We start from the raw sequence: 19,058 nt of genomic DNA, 5'->3' as shown, positions 1-19,058 counted from the left end.
CCCTTAGCTGTTTGGTTTGAGCCAAATTGGTGAGGTGTATGCGCGTTCCTGTGCCACAGCATCAGCCATCGCGTCGTCCGACAACGTTACCCCAAAACGGACCGCATCATACAAAGTCCAGCGCGGTGTTGGGATTTCCAACACACGCAGATAATAGAATGCCCGATGGCCTTGCACATAGTCAGGATCGGTCCACGTGGTGCGCAGTTCGGCAGCGCCAATATCGTTGGTGTAGCTCGCGTCATCACGGTTCACCGTGTCGCCAACAGAGGGTACTTTGCCGCCCGATCTGCGACGTGTGTCCATATCGCTCCAAACAACATCATAGACCTGCTCTTGCATCGCGCCAGAGGCATCAAGCCAGCCCTTGATTACCTGAACACGATCAAGGTTTGCACCGTCCGGGTCCTTCATCGCGCTGATTAGGAAGCTGGGCGCGTCGCCTTGGTCGTCAAGCTCCCCGCCCATTGGGACGCCGCTTGTATAACCTTTGCGTACCCAGTCCTCGTCCCAATCAGATGCGGTAAAGCCAAAGCCGCCAAAGATGCGCACGCTCATACGCGGTCCGGTGGTTGCGTAAACCTCACGCCGGGCGAAAGCATCGAAGATTTCTGCCCTTGTATTGCCCCGCGCCCACGCAGCCGCATATCCGCCGGCGAGATAATGCCAACCAAAGCGCCCCTCGCGAGTGCCAAGATTTTGAGGCACAATAGCGCGGTCTTCATAGCTCTGCTCATTCCCGGTATGCTTGCCCCAGAAATTGTCTTCATCGCCGGTTGCAAGTGAAGTGTGACTGTCCGTCGAACCGATCATGCCAAAGGCGTATGGGTTTACTCCCATCTGCTCTTCCAGCGTAAGCCCGCGCAGCAAGGCGGAGCGCGCATAAGATCCTGCATACATGGAAGGTTCGGTCATTTCGCTCAGAGACAAATTGCCAAAGTCCCAACCTTGAACACCGAAACCTGCCATTTCATCATTGGGTGACAGGTAGGGGTGCGTTTCGCTGTCACCTTTGATCTGTGTCGCCTCAATCACGGGTTCCGCCCAAGCACGAAGAGCCGCGTATTCGGGCGTCATTGGCGAGCCATCCTCCATGGTCATCTGAAACATCAAACCATTGGAAAGGTTCGGATTATGAGGAATAGCTAGCACTCGCCCGCCGGTCTTCTCCTCATAGCTCTTCATATATTCCCATAGCTGCGGAGGCGTGGTTTGAAGGCCGGGGAACGGCACAGTTTGGCGGGTCTTGTCAGATCCGTCGCGGTACATGACCACTCGGTGCAAGTTGTTGCCATTGGGCATTGCCGTCCACTCATACCCTGCAAGTGCTGTAAAGACCCCGGGCTCGTTATATCGATCGAGGATGGAAAGCTGCGTATTCCAAATGTCCTTCGTCGCCTCTTCGGACGCTTCGGCGTCTGCTGCCATCGCCTCTGGGATGCGGTCTTCTGCTGCCGCTGAGATCAGTTCGCCAATAGCCTTCGTCGATTGTTCCGGGCTTTCGTGCATCATGTCGTACCAGCGAAGTACGGTCTCGTCACCCATCACCCAATTCACATACCAGCGCGGTGCATCATAAAGCCGCCGGGTCGCGCCAAGGGCGTCGGAGTGATCCGCGATCACAAGAAAATCAAGCGGCCGCGAAAGCTGTGTTTCAGCTCCGGTAGTGGCTGTTACCGTTTCGCCGCGGGCAAATCGCAAAGCCGCCTCTGGGCCAAGCCTTGTCCCAAACCCAAAGGCATCAACCGAATTATCGGTATGAAGGTGCGTATCGCCCCAATAAGGCCGATCGGGGAATTCTGCGAGTTCGATTGTATCAGTACCATCGCCGGATTGCTCAGGCGGCGCTTCGGGTTCACCACCAGAACAGCTAACAACACCAATTGCCAAAATGCTCGCACATGCGAGTGTCACCCATGCTTTGCGCAACAGCCCTCTCCCCATTCTTGTTCTATTCTTTGACCTGAACATCGCGCCCTATCACATTCACGTCAAGCACACTGGGTCAGGCGTCAGGAAATCTTCGTAGCGCAGCGGGGAATGTGATCGTCACTTACCGAACTGCGGTCGGCGTTTTTCAACAAAGGCAGTGGTTCCTTCAAGAAAATCCGGGCCTACAAACGCATCAGCGAAGACGCGCAAAGTCGCCTCATCATCCTCTTCCTGGCCATCCAGGACCCGGCGCACGAATTTCTTGCCTTCGCGGATTGAATGGGGGCTCGCGGCGGTCAATGCCTCGATTATTGAGGTCGGATCATCGTCGATACATTCGATCAGACCAATCCGCATTGCCTCTTGGGCATCAATCAAACCGCCTGTAAACAAAATGCGCTTTGCCTGTCCCGGGCCAACCAAATCGGTAAGCAGTTTTACATCGTGAAATGGATAAACAAGGCCAAGCTTTGCAGGCGTAATTCCCAGCCGCGCAGATAAAGTTGCTACGCGAAGGTCACAGGCCAATGCCAAGCCACAACCGCCACCAATGCAATCGCCTTCGATATAAGCGAGCGTTGGAAGCGCTAACCGCGCTAACTTGTACTGAACACGGTTGATTGCCGCCTGATTGGCGCTGCGCCAATTGGCATCATCCTTATTCGCCAAGAGCTCCTTGATATCGGCACCGGCGCAAAATGCGCTTCCCGCATTGGCTGATCGGAGCACCAACACACGCAGATCCGGGTTCGCCTCTGCTCGATCGAGCAGCTCTGGCATTGCGCTCCACATATCCATGTTAAACGCATTGCGTTGATCAAGCCGATCGATCAGCAAATGGCCAACGGCCCCGTCAATTTCAAGCCGCAGTGTCATGAATGATGCTCGCCCTTTTTTGGGACGCAGCCCGGCGTCCATTCCTCCCCCAAAAACCGGATTGCTGGCGCGATGTGATTGCCGCCGCCTTCCGCTTCGACAAGCAATCCGCGCTCGGCGATATGGGGTTCGTCAAGGGCTTCTCGAAAGTTCAATACGGGCGCGAAAGCGACGTCTTTATCGGCAAACCATTCTACCCATTGGCTCCGCGTCTTTGTGGCAAAAACCTGCGCCAGAAATGCGATCAATTCACCTTGCTCTCCTGCGGGCGCTTCTGCGAGCGGTAGCAAATCCAAGCGGTCAAGCGCGGTCAAAAGGTTCTTAGCGAACTTTACCTCGCGCCCTCCCAAGGCGACATGTTTGCCGTCTGAAGTTTGATAGACCTGATAAAAGCCGGCTCCGCCTAATGAGCGTTGCGATTGTGATACGGGACTGGGTCCACCTGCAATCGCGCTACCGGCAGTGTGCGCGCACCACGGCAGAAGGCTGTCGAACATTGCGCAGTCGATATACGCACCCTCGCCTGTTCGGTCCCTACCGATGAGCGCCATTAGCACACCCGACAACGCAGTAAGTCCAGAAGCAAGATCAGCGCTCGCTGCGCCAGGCACAACCGGGGCGCCATCAGCACCATCATTGACAGCAAGAAATCCGGCAAGAGCCTGAACAGCCATGTCGTGTGCAGGGTGATGGGCCAGATCACCTTGCTGACCAAAGGCAGAGATGGAGCAGTAAACGATGTCGGGTTTGATCGTTTTCACATTGCCATAATCAAATCCCAGCCGCTTCATCACGCCTGGCCTGAACCCTTCAACAAACACATCGGCATCCGCGATAAGCTCACGTAGCCGCGCTTTGCCTTCGTCCGATTTCAGATCGAGGACAACGCTCTTCTTACCCCGGTTAAGGTTGGCGAACCAAACCGAGTGCTCTTCACCATTATAGCTGCTGAATGGAGCCTGTTCGCGCGCTGGGTCGCCTTGGGGTGGTTCGATTTTGATCACTTCTGCGCCTTGATCCGCCATCATGACACTCATCATGGGGCCGGGAAGGAACTGCGAAAGATCAACAACACGAATACCGGAAAGTTTGCCCATCTATACCCAGTTCCCTTATGCCAAGATCGTTTTTGCGCACGTACATCATAGGCACGCACGTCAACAATGTCCTAGCGCCGTTAGTGTCGATGGAGCGCTAGAGCAAACTCTCTAACCATAGAATTCAGTGGGCAGATCATCTGTCAAAAGCGGCATCATGATCGCAAAGTTTGGCGCCTTTCCCCAATCCCAAGTTGTATCCATCGATGAGAATTCTGGACAAAGTGCCATTCCTCTATTTGATCAGCTCTAATCTTCGCTCCCACACCTAGAGTGAGGTATTGGCCCAATCAAATGGAACATCATCCAAATGGAGTATTCCATTCTTGAGGCGGGATGACTTTGCAGTGCGATCAATTGCAGCCCATTATATGGGAACTTCGCGATGAAGCACCCAGCTGGAGAGCAGAGATTTGTAATTAGGCCTTCTGCACGCAACAGATTGATGCGTGCGCCGTCCCTCACGTCCGGACCCAAGCCGCAGATCAATCTGCCCAGCGCATCCGCTTAGCGATCCAAAGTCAACCCGCTGCTAGTCGGTATCATCAACCAGTTCGCGCTCAACCCGCCTTTCGAATAACTCCTGCTCGCGCGACGAATTATCATTCATCGCGCGAGGAAGCGGGCTCATCTCTTGGAGCATTTGAATGCTAAGCACGATCGAGGCTGGGCTTATCGACACTTAGCGCCTTAACGTTGAACTCGGCCCGAGCCATCGCCGCTCATGAGTTTTTCAACTTCTGGCACGGTGACGCGGTTAAAGTCGCCCAAGATCGTGTGCTTGAGCGCGCTTGCGGCCACTGCAAACTCCAAGCTTTGCTGGCGATCCTCATAGGCGTTAAGGCCATAAATCAAGGCTGAGGCAAAGCTGTCCCCTCCACCAACGCGGTCCACGATATCGGTCAGTTCATATTTGCGACTGAGCTTAAAGCCACCTTCGCGCGTACGTAGGCAAGCTGACCAATTGTTGCGATCCGCAGAAAGGCTTTCGCGAAGTGTAATCGCAATCGTGTGCATGTTCGGATAAATATCAAGGACTTTCTGGCCCAATGCTTCATATTTTGCCGTATCGAGCTCGCCTGATTCCACATCTACATCAACAGTGATATCGAGAGATTTCTGGCAATCTTCTTCATTGGCAATGCCGACGTCGACATACTTCACGAGTTCGCGCATCACTTCGGGGGCTGTCTTGCCATATTTCCAAAGTTTCCCGCGGAAGTTGAAGTCGCATGAGACCGTGAGGCCAGCTTCCTTCGCTGCTTTCACACAGGCCATCGAAAGGTCAGCTGCCGATTGGCTAAGCGCAGGGGTAATGCCAGTGATATGGAGCCACTTTGCACCCTTGAAGATTGTCGGCCAGTCAAACTCATCCAAACCTGCATTGCAGATCGATGAGTTTGCGCGGTCGTATACAACCTTGGATGGGCGTTGGTTCGACCCAGTTTCAAGGAAGTAGATACCAACCCGGTCGCCAGAGCGGCTGACGTGAGCGGTATCGACACCAAATTTGCGCAATTCCATGATCGCATTTTCGCCGATGTCATTGTCGGGCAGTGCGCTGACAAAGCCAGCATCGAAACCGTAATTAGACAAGGCCACAGCAACATTGGCTTCACCGCCGCCAAACGTTGCTTCAAACTCGGGTGATTGGAAAAAGCGTTGGTGGCCCGGTGTTTTCAACCGGAGCATAATTTCACCAAAAGAAAGGAATTCAGACATGGAGAGGAGCCTTCATTCAGCGAGCAGACTGCGCGATGGCCAAGGCCTCGCTCGCAAGGGTTGTGATCTTGGAGTAGTCGCCGCTGGCCACTGCCTCCTTGGGTGTCAGCCAGCTGCCGCCACAGGCAAGCACACTTGGCAATTCTAGAAACTGAGCAAGATTTCCTGCGGATACGCCACCAGTCGGCATAAAGCGCATCTCACGAAATACGGAGCTCAAGGCTTTGAGCATAGGCACGCCGCCTGCGAGCGATGCCGGAAAGAACTTCACGTCGCGAAGGCCAAGAGCATAAGCGCGCTGCACTTCGCCTGCGGTCATCGTGCCAGGGAAGAAAGGGATCTCTTCCGCCAAGCAATATTCGGCGATCTCATCCACTAGCCCCGGTGACACGATAAATTCAGCGCCGCTTGCGCGAACCGATTTCGCCTGATCCAGCGTCAGCACGGTGCCAGCGCCCACGATTAAGCCTTCGGTCTGCGCAAGAATCGCCTCCATACCTTTTTGCGCATCATCGCTGCGCATTACCACTTCGATGACGCTCAGGCCGCCAGCGCCCAATGCACCGGCGGTTTTTACAGCACGGTCCGCATCGTTCTCACCAATAAGTGGGACGACAGGAGCAGATGCAAGGCGCTCTGAAAGAGAGGTATCCATGTGTTTGCTTTCTCTTCGTAGCTCTTATGAGAAGGCAAGACCGCCGTTGATGTCGATGTTCGCGCCGTTCACGAATGAAGCTTCGTCAGAGGCAAGATATGCGACAAGATTGGCGGTTTCTTCAGCCTTGCCTTGACGACGAAGCGGAGTTGAGTTTGCAACGTTTTCACGAGCGGCATCCGGCGTGAATTTGTCGTGGAATGTGGTCGCAATCATGCCGGGGCACAGCGCGTTCACACGGATACCTTTGGGGCCAAGCTCTTTGGCAAGACCGCGGGTCATAGTCATCACAGCGCCTTTGGAGGTAGCATATGCGATTGCACCGCCGCCGCCGCCATCACGGCCAGCCAACGAAGCAAGGTTCACGATCGACGCGCCCTCTGACATCAATGGCACCGCCGCCTTGCAAGCAAGGAAAGTAGAGGTCGCGTTCAATTGCATGACGAAGTTGAAAAACTCTTCGTCCATCTCCTCAAGCGTCTTGCGCGCTACCAATCCGCCAGCATTGTTGACGAGAACATGAACCTCGTCGCCAAACGCCTCGCGGGTTGCAGCGATTAGAGCATCGACATCGGCGGGCTTCGTCACATCCGCCTTGACTGCGATTGCCTTACCACCTGCGGCTTCAACCGCAGCAACCGTAGCGTCAGCATCGGATTGATTGTTGTTATAGTTGACGACAACGCTTGCCCCTTCAGAGCCCAGCTTGACGCAAACCGCGCGGCCAATGTCTCGACTTCCGCCGGTGACCACTGCCACTTTGCCTGCAAATTTCATATTCGTTTCCCCTTTAGGAATGTACGAGGCCTTACGCCGATTTTGGTTTGAGTGGTTTGATTTCGCCGCAAAGCAACCAGACACTGGCAATTGCCGTCAGTGCCATGGCCGCCCCCAGGACGAAAACAGAATAATAATTGGCGCCCGCCGTCATGATCGGAACGATCGCCGTCAACGCCGCAGCGCTGAGCTTGGCCGCCATTCCGGCCATACCTGACAAAGTCCCAACGGTGCCTTTGCCATAAAGGTCACTCGGCAAAGTCTGCACATTGCCGATAGCAACCTGGAAGCCGAACAGGATCGCAAACATCAGCCACAAAGCTGTCCATGGTGATGATGCAACCGAAAGCGCAAGAAGCGAGGGCAGCATAATCAGACAGCCCAGCGTGATCACGAATTTGCGGGTCTTATCGACGTTCCAACCCGCCTTGATGCGGTTGCCGGCCAGAAGACCGCCGGCCCATGCTCCAACCATAGCGCCTACATAAGGTAGCCACGCAGAGGCCGCGACGTCCTTGATCGCAAAGTTATGAACTTCAAGGAAATAGGTCGGGATCCAGATGATGAACAACCACCAGATAGGATCGATTGCCGCCGATGCGATAATCACTCCCCAGCTTTCCTTGCGTGACAAAAGCTCGCCGGTCGAAGGGTTGTATTCGTCGTCGTCATCAATGCTGTCAGTAGGTTCAGCCTTCTGACCTGAAAGGATATACTCGCGCTCCTCTTCGGTCAGCCAATCGTGGCTCTTGGGCGGTCCTTTGACGATGAACCACCATGGCAGGAGCCACACAAGGCCAACCAAGCCGACAATTATGAAGATCAGCTTCCAATCGAGGATAATCGCAAGGAAACCGATCAACGGGATCGAAATGATGCCACCGATTGCTGCGCCCGAGTTAAAAATACCCTGCGCAAGGGCGCGTTCCTTAGTCGGGAACCACTCCGCATTCGCCTTGGTCGCACCAGGCCAGTTGCCAGCTTCGGCGATACCCAGAATTGCCCGGAAGATGCTGAAGCTAACGACGCCTTTCGCAAGGGCGTGTGCCGCTGTTGCCAGCGACCAAACACCAATGGAAAGGACAAAACCAAGCCGTGTGCCAAGCCAGTCAAAAATCTTGCCGAAAATGGCCTGACCCGCGGCATAGGAGAAAATGAACACCACACTGATGAGGCCCAAAATCTCTTTATGCCCGTCGGCATCCATGTCGGGGAACAGATCAGGCGCGATGTGCTCGGGCCACAGAACATTGATGGTTTGGCGGTCGATATAATTAATGATCGTCGCAATCGCGACGAGGCTTACAACCCACCAACGCAGTCCCTGCATTTTCATTTTAGTTCCCCTCACCCAAAAAATCTTCGCGCATCGGGCTGAATGTGTCGATCAACACGCCAGCCTCAAGGCAGATTGTGCCGTGGTCCAAATGGGGCGCGATGTAGGAGCTGTCGCCAGCTTCGAGAACTTGCTTGCTCCCGTCGATTAAGACCTCAAACTTGCCGCTTTCGATATAGGTTGATTGGCTGTGCCTATGGGAATGAACGTCACCCACTGAACCCTTTTCAAACCAGACCCGCACAATCATGATTTCAGGCCCATAGCCAAGGATCTGGCGCGATATGCCGCCTCCCAGGTCCTCTTTGGGTGTATCCTTCGCGACCACAAAGGGCGGGCTTTGCGCCTCTTTCACCATTTCCATTCTAGGCTCTCCCATTACTCTTTTGCTGCCAACACAATGACGCCCGCATATCCGTTCCAGCTGATGGTCTCGCCATCAAGTTGGGCGCTGTACGCCGCTTCAGGATCAGGATTGTGCGAAACCGCAACTGCGTAACGCTGCCCTGATTTCAGGGTCAGTTGAACAATATCTGCCGCGCCCACACGTGTGTGCGTGAGGTCAGCTACCAAGCTACGGCTATTGAGTGTTTGCTCTGCCGCGCCATCATAACTGCCATGCGCTTCGATCAGGCTTGCAAATGACACTGCGCCCTCGTGCCCACCTTCTCTTTGCGCGCGCAGGATCAGAAGCGGTTCGCGGCGTAGGTTGAATTCCGGATCATTCGCGCCGCTTTCACCAAGGATCGCCGTGACCGGGCCGTTGGCTGCAAAGCGGTAAGTGTAGAAACGCCCATCAAGGATCCACGTGAGCGCGCCCTTGCCATCGTCCAGCGCCCCTGTCGCATCGACCCAAATGTGCTGATAACCATTGGCAGAGCCCAGCACGGGACGCTGAGCAACACTGCGCTGCGCGTCGAAGTCATACTCCATGATATGACCCGAATAATGCAATGGCAGATCATATTGGTGCGCCGCATCGCTTGATGCATGCACAAGATCGATCACCAAAGGCTGTTCCAAGCCGGGAATAGAAGCCATCAAAAGCGTGCGCTTCATCGAAACGCCGCGATAGGCGCTGTCGATCATGCCGCTTGAGACCTGAAGCCCATCAGCATCAGAGAAATATGTTTGGGTGGGCCAGAATTTGTCAGCGTATTTGCCATCGCCATCAAAGTGGCTGGCCTCATCCACAACTAGGGTGTTGTGCGCAACAGACGCTTTGGCCCAAGTCGTGTTCTCAGGCAGATAACGCCCGCCGCGCTTTGCCTCAATATTGAGGAAACGCGCCGCACCATAATCGCGAACAACCTCGTTGCCATTGTCGTAAAGCTGCCATGCAAGCTTATCGAAATGGCCGTGGCCCATACCTTGCGAGCTGTTTTTGGCGATCAGCACGGTGGCCGGTTCACCTTCCGAATTGGATTTGCCTTGGCGAAGGACAGCGACCGCGCCCTGGTTGCCTTCTGGCCCGTCGCTTAGGAGCAAAGAGCGAAAAGGAAAGGGCTGGGCTTTGCCCGCCGCCAGATCCTTTGCCACCATTGCGCCGCCGGGCGTCAGGACAGTGCGTCCCTGAAATTCAGCAATCGACAAAAGCGCCGGATCGCGGGTTTGCGCGTAAGCAATCGCAACGCCTTCATAGAGTTCTGCCGTGCGCAGGCTCTTATCCCGGATCGCATCGTTGAAAGGGAAGAAATAGCCGCGATAGCTCAGCTGAACTGTGGTGCGCAGAGCCTTCAATAGAATGCCGTCGCGATGCTCAAAGATCGCGCGTTGCGGATCATTACGCTCAATCGCATTGGCAAAAACGAGGAACGGAAGCAGGGCAAACCGCTGATAATAGGGGCCTTCGGTGTAATATCCGTCGGGTGAAAACAACAGTTCGGTCTGGCGGATAAAGCCTGCCTCACCGCTTTTGTCAGAACCAACCAGAGCGCGCTCGACCATGTCAGCATCGCCCAGAAGATATCCCGTCATGCCCACACCAGCGGTCGCCCAAGTGGCGTGGTTGTGAATGCGGTCAAAGGTCGCAACCGATTCAACCGATAGGAAGTGCGCCGCAGGGCGGAACACTTGGTCGTCGATTGTCTGGCGATCTGCATCGCTCAGCGTATCGCGGATATTGCCGTAGCCTTGCACCGCATGAACCAACCACATGGCATCGTTGAGGACCTGCCAGAAAATGCGGCCCGAATATTGGTTCGCTTTGGCTGGATGCTCGCCCAAGGTCGGGTAAAGTTCGGCGTATTCGAGTAGCAGATCGCGCACATAGTCGCGGTATCGCTCGTCACCGGTGATCTGGAACAGCTGCCCGCCTTGATAGATCGCTCGAAAATTGCGTTTGTGTTGTTCGTGAGTGTAGCCGCCGCCGGGGTCTTTGGGCTGCGGGACCACAACCCCTGATGCCATCATGCCATCCACGAAACCGCGCGCCAGCTCCATTTCGCTTGCAAAAAGCGGGGCGTGCGCGTCATTTGCTTCGTGACCCGTTTGCGCATGTCCATCAGCGGCCAGCGCGATAGCCGGAACGCCAGAAAGCGCAAGCGCGGAGGCAAAGGTAAGGGCGCGCATCATTGATCTCCCCCAGTGGCAAATTCATTGCCTGAAAGCTGGGCGCGGTGCGCACCTTCAAAGTTGAGCTCTTCTAGGACCAACGCAGGGGTCCCAGCAAAAGCGTTGTTAGTGATTTCCGTCTTAGGCGTGCCCACGGTATGAACGACGCGAGCCGGCGCTGATCCGCGGATCGCATTTTCACTAACCTTAGCGATTTGAACTCCGTGAAGATGCACCGACGCCTGTGAACCATTTGTCGACGCTCGACCAACATCATCCATCGCATTGCGCGCAATGGTGACATCCGGACCAAAGGTGCTTTCATCCCTACCACCGCGATATACATCCGCTATCGGACCACCGATCCGAGCAAAGGTATTCTCGCTAATATCAAGGTTTTCGACATTATACTGTCCATAGTCCTCGGTCTCTGCTTTCGCTGAAACGATGGATCCTGTGATGTCAGCAAAAGCGCTGTTTCGGATGACAACCCGGTCCGCTAAAGTGCTTTTACCAAGGGTCAGCACATTGAAGCTCTTATTGACGATAAGCCCGCGCACAGTAACGCCGTGCATCTCTACTGCAAAGTTTGATTTGATCGGGTAGGTTGTGGTGCGAATAACCGAATTCCCAACGGAATCTGGTGCAAGCGCCCCGTCGATCACCACATTCTCAAGCTTGAGATTCCCCCCCTCACGAAGTTCAAACAGTGAGGGACGGCCAAAGTAGATGACAGGCTTTTCGCTCCCCGCACCTGGCGCTGCCGCGATAGTAATCGCCGTCTTCAACGAAATGGTCCGCTCTACGGTGTAATCACCCGGAGCAAGCTCCAACACATCACCGCTTTGCGCCGCAAGAATAGCGTCCACCAACGTGTCATCACCCGGCTCAACTGCAATCACATTGCCTGTAAAACCAAAGACAGCCCCTTTTTCAGGCTTGGGGTAGTACGACGCCCCAACCTGCTCAAGCGTTACCGGGGTAAGCGCACGAGAAACGCCAACATCCGCAAGCGCGGGGTCAACCGGGTAGAGCAGGCCATTCTCAGCGCGCTCCATTTCAAAGGGCCGCTGCGCAAAACTAGGCAACTCCTCGTCGACCTCACCTTTGCCCACAACATTGTTCGAAAAGGCGATTTTTGAAATGTCATCGTAGACCTCGATGAAAGACTCTCCCTCAAGGCCCGCCATAAGGTTATTGGCAAATGTCGTATTACTGGGCGCTGCCGAACGTTCTTGATCAGCCCCCACATTGAAGGCGAGACGCCGACTATCGACGATTGTGTTGCCTTCAATCACACCACCCTCAACCTCGACATAGCGATTGACGGGTGAATTGGGCACACCATTCATAATGGCAAGCGAACTGGAGAAGGCCTCTCCGCGGAGCCCCTCCATGTAATTACCGCGGACTGTCTGCCCGCGATTGATCACACGGATACCTCCGGTGTGACCCTCGCCACCCCCTAAGAAGACATTGCCCTCGACAACATTGTTGTCGCCATGACGCAGCGTCAGCGTACCGCGTGAACGCAGGAAGACATTCCCACGAAAAATATTGCCACCCGACTTAGACGAGATGATCTCCACCTCACCGCTGGTCCGGTCGAAGATATTGTTCGCCACCACAGTGTTCGAGTTGAATATTGAATAACGACTGGTCCCAATCCGAAGAGTCTCACCACCATTGGAGCCAAGCACAGGACGAGGCCCGAAATAGTTAAACTCGATCCGGTGATCGTTTTCGCGGCTACCCTCGCTATCAAGCCTTACTGCGAGCGTCACACCCTTATTGGTTTTGCCGATGAGGCTGTTGTGGTCGAAGCGATTGTTCTGGCCATAAATTCCAACCCAATAGTCACTTTCATACCGATCAGACTTACTAAAGCCGTCGACAACAACTCCACTAACACGTGAGTGGCGTGCCAAATCTTCCTTGTTGCGGCGGAATGAAATTACCTCACCGCGCGGACTAAACCCATCGCGGAAGACAAGCCCGTTCACGTGAATATATTCGCCGCCGATACGAAGGCTAGACTGTCCAGTAAGAACAACCTTTCCAGCCTCTTGCGACGTTACAATTATCGGCTCAGCCGAACTCCCCTTGCCAGTGATCACAAGGTCAAAGTCGCGCCATTCGCCGTTTGCAAGAACGATCTCATCACCAGCCTCAACCGACTTTGCGGCGGCTGCATACTGATCCTGATCATGAACAAGGATGCGTTCAGCAGCAGCTGGGCTAGTCAAAAGCCAAAGCACAGCGGTCACAAGGCTTAACCTCGCCAACATACCATCAATCCCCTCATCCAAACTCTTATTGCACAACTATAGACCCGAGCCAACGCGTGTCAATCAATCTGGCATATTAGTTGAGGGTTTTTTGTCGCACCAATTTGGTTAGCCAATTTTTGACGCGGCAGCGAAGCGCTCCCGGCTCTTAGAAGCCTTTTCTTGAAGCTCTTCCATCGCCATTCGCTCGGTTGCGTCGAGCATCGCCTCGATTAGACGATGAAAGTGTTCACGCATGGCGGTTCGCGCCGCTGCCGGATCCCGATCACGCAGTGCAAAGAAGATCGCCTCATGCTCTTGAGTGCGCGATTCCGCATCATGGACACAGACAGCTTCGTAAGTCGTCTTCACCTCGGGAATATCTTCACGCATCCGCCAAAGCTCTTTCACGGTGTGCACCATTGCGGTATTGTTTGAAGCCTCTGCGATCGCCCGGTGAAACTCCTCATCGGCTGCATTTGCGATCTCTTCGTCGCCGGTCCGCATTTGCTCAATAAGGCTCGATAGATGTTGGACCACCGCATCGGTCATATTATGCGCAGCAAGCGCAGCGGTCTCAGATTCTACGAGCAAACGAGCTTCGGTCACCTCAAATGCGCTCGAGGTAGGGAGTGCAGCCACATTCTCAGAGACCGTTTCACCGACATAAACGCCCGAGCCGGTTTTGATTTCAAGGCGACCGACAGCCTGAAGCGCAATTTCCGCCTCTCGAATAGTCACACGACTTACCCCGAGGCGCTCTGCCAATTCCCGCTCACCGGGTAGGCGGGTTCCTGGGGGAAATGCCCCTTCATCAATCAGTTCCGAGATTTGCTCGGCCACAGATTGGAAAAGTCGCTTACTCGTCATTGTCGCTTCCAATACTCTTAATGCTCGGAACTCCGTATCTCAATGTCCCATAGTTAAGACAAGTCGGTCGGTCAAAAGGAGTAGACTGCCACGCCAATTAAGGCGCGGCAGTCCTAGGTCTTTAGAAACGCGCCCTTACACCTGCAAAGAAGCGAGGACCGAAGACCAGAACCTGGCCAAGATCGTCCGCTGCGCCGCGGAAGTCAGTGCGCGGTTGGTTGAACAGGTTCAGGCCCTCAAGCGAGAAACGGAGATTGTCATTCAGCGCGTATGTAATACGCGCCTCAAACACACTCACATCATCGACGAAGCGAATTCGGCCTGGTGTTGTGACGAATTGCTGGAAGTAATCGCTCCGATATTTGTAGATCCCTTGGAAATCGAAGTCGCCGATTTCGTAGTAGGCTTGAGCTGACAAAACGTGCTCTGAAAAACCAAATAGATTTGACGGCGGAATCAGGCCGTTAGACACCGAAGTAGTACCATCAGGGTTGAGGGTCGTAAGCGCCCCGAGCGTATCATCCTCAAATTCGAAGTTTGAGTCTGCGTAATTGTAGCTCAGCTTAAAACCCAAACCGTCCAAAGGCGCCGGCAGGTAACTGAAGCGGTGCGCAGCAGTAACCTCAAGACCGAAAATAGTGCTCGTGTCATCATTGACTTGAACCTGAGTTACCAACAGGTCGACATCTTGGCCGCTAATTGAGAAAGGCTCAAACTGCCCAACAGTTTCAAACCCGCCATCGAAGCTCTTGTAATACGCGTTGAAAGCAAGGATCGTATCGTCATTCGGATACCATTCGAGCCCCGCATCAACGTTCCACGAAAGCAGCGGTTCTGTTGCAGGATTGCCGGTCGCAGTGACCTGATCAATACCACCGTTAAGTGCATCAATTGCGGTCGCAAACTCATCATTATTAGTACTAAAGAAGCGTCCGTTACCAAGGCTGGACGGGTCAGGACGAGACAGAGAGCGATACACAGCAAAACGACCAAGCAATTCAGGCTGGAATTCAGCCACTAAATTTACGCTTGGAAGGAACTCTGTGTAGGAGTTCTCAAACACCTCCGAGACCAACGTTGCATTGTCCTGCGCCAGTACGAATTGACCATTATCGGTCGGATCCAACGGATCGCCAGGCGTAACCATCACATTAAGTGCCGCACGGAATCCGCGCGAACGCACCGAGGTATCGACCACCCTTACACCCACGTTGCCGCGAATTGGCATTTGACCAAGCTCGCCATCGAAGTCGGCCTGAACATAACCCGCCCAGGTCCGCTCCGTCACGTCTGTATTTTGGATCGAGTCAAATTCGCCGGTCGGGAAAATCACATTGCCGTCTTCATCAAGCGGCAGACCCTGCGGATCCACCCGCTCGAGAACCTGTACAATGCAGCGCGCATCGAACGTTGCAAATGTGTTTGTTGTGCTCACAACATTTCCGCTAGCGTCGACTTGAGTGACCAGAGGGTTGCCGCCAGAGATGGAGGATAAGAAACCTGATTCAGGAAAACTAGTTCGACACTCTTGGTTAGCGGTCGCAAGCGCACCACTTCTCGGATCATTAGGATCTATTGGATTATCACTAAACGGGTTACCGGTAGACTGCCCAAATTCCAAACGGCTGGTATTTAATTGAGCACCTGGAACATCGCGATAGATTAGCTCTTGATAGCGAGTGCCAGCCTGAAACAAGCTAAAGAAACCGTCGAGTTCATAGGCAACATCACCCCTCACAGCCCAAATGCTGTTAAAGCGATCCTGCTCCAAATCAGCACGCACGCGCGGATCGTTGGCAAACAAATTATGGTTGTCCACATCAAAGTCTTGAACCACGAAGTTCACGCCTTCGGAACCATTTTGGAAGATTTGGATAACGCTTTCAACGCGGTCATCCTGGGTGCCGCCATCATTCTCAACGCTCGGTGTGAATGCCCCCGTATTGCCGAAGATGTCTTCGTCATCTTCAGTCCGGAAACGAACCTGCACAGCCTCTTCGATGCGGCGAGTTTGTGAGTACGATCCGTCTAGTGAAATCGTGAGGCGATCAGCAGGGCTGAAATCGATCGACAAGCCACCACCGTAATATTCCTCATCACGCTCAAGAAACTCACTGACAGCTTCGATGCGTTGCTCACTCGTGAACTGACGCAGCGCGCCGCTTTCGGTGAAAAGAAGATCAAAGCCTGGGATCGAATTGGCAGCATCCTGCTCGTCAATTCGACGACCCTCCGCAAAGTTCAAATCAGAACGCTGCTCACTTTGCTTCCTGGTCGAGTATTGAAAATCTGCATTAATATCGACATTCGGACTCGGCTGATATTGGATTGCACCAAAGAATGCATTGCGAGTGTCAGCAGAGAGATTCTGGCGGAGCGCATAACTGTTGCGCGCAATCACGAAAGGCAAATCCACGCTGCCGTCACGAAGACCATCAATCACGCTACTGTTCGTATCGCAGTTTCCATCGTCGAACACACCATCAGTTGTGGTGCTTGGATCGACCACACATGCACGGATCGTGTTGGAAACACGAACTTCTTGTTCAGGATTGTTGGAATCGCGCCGCTCGTAACCGAGGGACAGACCCAACTCACCATCACCGACCGACCACTGATCGATGAAACTCAACGAACCGCGATAACCAACATCGTTTAACCGCTGATCAGAGTCGATATCGAAATTGTCTGGGTTGAGCTCGGCTTTGATCTCACCCTGAACCCGGCGCTTACCAAAGTCGATCGGACGCGCTGTCTCGAGCACAATCTGACCAGCGACACCACCTTCGATGTAGCTTGCAGCCTGCGTCTTGTAGATACCAATCTTCGTGAAAAGCTCAGAAGGGAACTGACTGAAGTTCACCGAGCGATCACCACTACCGTTGGTTGCAACACGGCCATTGATAACCGTCGAACCCAAGAATGGACCAAGACCTCGGATCGAGATTTCGGTCGCCCCGCCATTTTCGCGGTGCGAGCCAGCGCCAGTGAGCGTCTCAAGCGCCTCACCAATAGATAGCGCCGGGATATCGCCGATTTCATCCGCAGAAAGCGCATCGAAAACCTCGGTTGCATTACGCTTTTCTTGAATCGAGCTTTGGACGACGGCACGAAAACCATCAACAACAATTTCATCGCCCTGCCCCTCAGAGACATCTACAACTTCCTCCTCAGGCTGCTCATCCTGAGCAAGCACAGGACTCGCAACAAAAGCGGTTCCAGCAAGCAATGCAGCTGAGAACGAAATGCGCGATGAAGCGCGGCGACCAATTACGCGATTTCCCATTTTGCCCCTCCCTAAAGGCTCTTTGAGCTTTTGGAATACCGGCATCCCCCCACGTGTCAACCGTTGCCACATACCAAAATGTACTTTTTTATCTAACCAATTAGCAGACGATGCCAAATTGCAACAACCTGAGAACAAGGGAATGTGATGGCCCCTAAGGTACTGAATTATTGGATTTGTTAGATCTTTTCTAACGGAACGAAGGTGAGCATTTCTATCGTTGCTCGGTTCCGCCATAGTGATTCGGTACGCGAGACAGCATTGGATCAAAGCAACAAAATTTCACCGCGAGTCTCTCCAATTGGGCTGTGCTTCTTGTTTTCTCTCAGCATGTTAGATGAAAATCGGTTAATTGGTAGTACAGACCTGCCTTGATAGGTATGTTCATTTGATTGACACTCGCTCCACAAGGCCTAGCCTGTGGATTGCTCGCCGTTGCAGGTGAGAAGAGGAGCATTTGAAGGGCTCGTAGCACAGAATCACCGCCTATGAGCGAGGTCTTTGTTCAGGCTGTGTTGGTGCAGGGCCCCTATAAAAGAAAGATTGGATTCTGGGAGTGACAAAAAATGAATTTCGCTAAGTGTCTTAAGAAGAGCAGTATGGCGCTCGCTGGGAGCGCAATCGCTCTTGCAATTCCATTCTCGCTGGTCGCGGCGAGTGATACATCACCCGCCCCAAGCGACGCATTTGATCTGGGCTTCTGGAAGATAACTCTGCCCACCGATCGCAATAACGACAAGAAGCCAGACGACATTTCTGTAAGTGAACTCCAAGGTTTCACTCACTCAGATTTCTTTTTCTTGGACGATGAAGGAAGATTGGTTTTCGCGGCACCGAACAAGGCGCCAACAACTGCAAACTCTACCAATACGCGTAGCGAACTGCGTCAGATGCTGCGCGGGACCAACACCCGCATTGGCACCCATGAGCCCGGCAATAACTTCGCAGTAGAAGCACGCAAGAGCTCCGATAAATTCGGTGCGGTCGGCGGCAAACTCGAAGCAACTCTTCGGGTGGATCATGTCTCCACCAATGCCGGCGACCCATCGAAGCGACCGGCATTCTCAGCGGTTGTCGGCCAGATCCACGCGCTCAAATACAAGAGCACGCGAAGTGGGTTTGGTTATGGCAATGAGCCAATCAAGATCTATTATAAGAAATTCCCAGAGCATGAAACCGGTTCGGTTTTCTGGACCTATGAGCGCAATCTGGCAAAGGATGATCCCAATCGCTCGGACCTTGCAGTCCCAGTCTTTGGCTACACATGGGACAACGACGAAGACCCTGGTGCAAATGGCATCGCATTGGGTGAGGATTTTAGTTACACCATCAACGTCCATCGGAATACGATGTACCTAACCTTTCACAATGAACGTTTGGGCACAATTCAGCAAACCCGCAGCCTGATCAGAGGTGCTGATGCGAAGGATAATCCTTATGCTTATGGCGGGGACTCGCTGTATTTTAAGGCTGGCATCTACAATCAATGCAGCACGCGAACTGGCGCATCCTCATGGTATGCAGGATGCCCGGGAACGGGTGATTGGGAACAAGACAAAGCAGACGGCAATTACGCACAAGCCAGCTTTTCGCACTTGGCAGTAGGCCCTTCAACTCCGCCAGAATAACAACAACCATTGGACAAATAAAAAGGCCCCGCTCTCAATCGAGAGCGGTGCCTTTTTTT

At 53.7% G+C, this 19,058-nt stretch carries 14 protein-coding genes; 1 reads left to right on the top strand and 13 read right to left on the bottom strand.

The window, feature by feature from the left end:
* Positions 1-3 precede the first annotated feature (3 nt).
* The 13 genes from ABJ205_RS12250 to ABJ205_RS12190 all read right to left on the bottom strand — a co-directional run bounded on the left by ABJ205_RS12250 (position 4) and on the right by ABJ205_RS12190 (position 17,371).
* The gene (locus ABJ205_RS12250) at positions 4-1,929 is read right to left on the bottom strand and encodes a DUF3604 domain-containing protein (RefSeq protein ID WP_348510061.1); all 1,926 of its coding nucleotides are present in this window, start codon (positions 1,927-1,929) and stop codon (positions 4-6) included.
* A gap of 120 nt (positions 1,930-2,049) precedes the next feature.
* A complete protein-coding gene (locus tag ABJ205_RS12245; RefSeq protein ID WP_348155115.1) occupies positions 2,050-2,808 on the bottom strand; it encodes an enoyl-CoA hydratase-related protein in 759 nt (252 codons plus the stop codon).
* Positions 2,805-3,905 carry a CoA transferase gene (locus ABJ205_RS12240; RefSeq protein WP_348155112.1) on the bottom strand — a complete coding sequence of 367 codons (1,101 nt, stop codon included), beginning with the start codon at positions 3,903-3,905 and terminating at the stop codon, positions 2,805-2,807. Before ABJ205_RS12240 ends, ABJ205_RS12245 begins: the two co-directional genes overlap by 4 nt.
* Before the next feature lie 532 nt (positions 3,906-4,437).
* Complete coding sequence (locus ABJ205_RS12235; RefSeq protein WP_348155109.1) at positions 4,438-4,587, bottom strand: hypothetical protein; 150 nt, start codon at positions 4,585-4,587, stop codon at positions 4,438-4,440.
* Positions 4,588-4,595: 8 nt separating this feature from the next.
* Complete coding sequence (locus ABJ205_RS12230; RefSeq protein WP_348155107.1) at positions 4,596-5,627, bottom strand: sugar kinase; 1,032 nt, start codon at positions 5,625-5,627, stop codon at positions 4,596-4,598.
* Between the two features lie 16 nt (positions 5,628-5,643).
* Positions 5,644-6,282 (bottom strand): bifunctional 4-hydroxy-2-oxoglutarate aldolase/2-dehydro-3-deoxy-phosphogluconate aldolase, encoded by a 639-nt coding sequence (eda, locus tag ABJ205_RS12225; RefSeq protein WP_348155104.1) that lies wholly within the window; start codon positions 6,280-6,282, stop codon positions 5,644-5,646.
* 24 nt (positions 6,283-6,306) lie between these two features.
* Positions 6,307-7,059 carry a glucose 1-dehydrogenase gene (locus ABJ205_RS12220; RefSeq protein ID WP_348155102.1) on the bottom strand — a complete coding sequence of 251 codons (753 nt, stop codon included), beginning with the start codon at positions 7,057-7,059 and terminating at the stop codon, positions 6,307-6,309.
* A gap of 31 nt (positions 7,060-7,090) precedes the next feature.
* Positions 7,091-8,395, bottom strand: a complete 1,305-nt coding sequence (locus tag ABJ205_RS12215; protein WP_348155099.1) for an MFS transporter — start codon at positions 8,393-8,395, stop codon at positions 7,091-7,093.
* A 1-nt stretch (position 8,396) separates the two neighbouring features.
* Positions 8,397-8,759: a cupin domain-containing protein gene (locus ABJ205_RS12210; protein ID WP_348155096.1), complete on the bottom strand. Its 363-nt coding sequence runs from the start codon at positions 8,757-8,759 to the stop codon at positions 8,397-8,399.
* A 14-nt stretch (positions 8,760-8,773) separates the two neighbouring features.
* On the bottom strand, positions 8,774-10,969 hold the full coding sequence (locus ABJ205_RS12205; protein ID WP_348155093.1) for an alginate lyase family protein: 2,196 nt from the start codon (positions 10,967-10,969) through the stop codon (positions 8,774-8,776).
* Positions 10,966-13,236 carry a polysaccharide lyase 6 family protein gene (locus ABJ205_RS12200; protein WP_348155090.1) on the bottom strand — a complete coding sequence of 757 codons (2,271 nt, stop codon included), beginning with the start codon at positions 13,234-13,236 and terminating at the stop codon, positions 10,966-10,968. The genes ABJ205_RS12205 and ABJ205_RS12200 overlap by 4 nt, the downstream gene beginning before the upstream one ends.
* Positions 13,237-13,344: 108 nt before the next feature.
* A complete protein-coding gene (locus ABJ205_RS12195) occupies positions 13,345-14,085 on the bottom strand; it encodes a FadR/GntR family transcriptional regulator (protein WP_348155087.1) in 741 nt (246 codons plus the stop codon).
* 121 nt (positions 14,086-14,206) lie between these two features.
* Entirely contained in the window at positions 14,207-17,371 is a 3,165-nt protein-coding gene (locus ABJ205_RS12190) for a TonB-dependent receptor (RefSeq protein ID WP_348155085.1), read from the bottom strand.
* A 566-nt stretch (positions 17,372-17,937) separates the two neighbouring features.
* Between ABJ205_RS12190 and ABJ205_RS12185 the strand changes: the two genes are divergently transcribed.
* Entirely contained in the window at positions 17,938-18,999 is a 1,062-nt protein-coding gene (locus ABJ205_RS12185) for a polysaccharide lyase family 7 protein (RefSeq protein ID WP_348155082.1), read from the top strand.
* Positions 19,000-19,058 lie beyond the last annotated feature (59 nt).

This window comes from Erythrobacter sp. (assembly GCF_039988855.1).
In the GTDB taxonomy this organism is placed as follows: domain Bacteria; phylum Pseudomonadota; class Alphaproteobacteria; order Sphingomonadales; family Sphingomonadaceae; genus Erythrobacter.
Note: the sequence above shows the minus strand (reverse complement) of the source record. Positions and strands in the feature narration are given on the sequence as shown.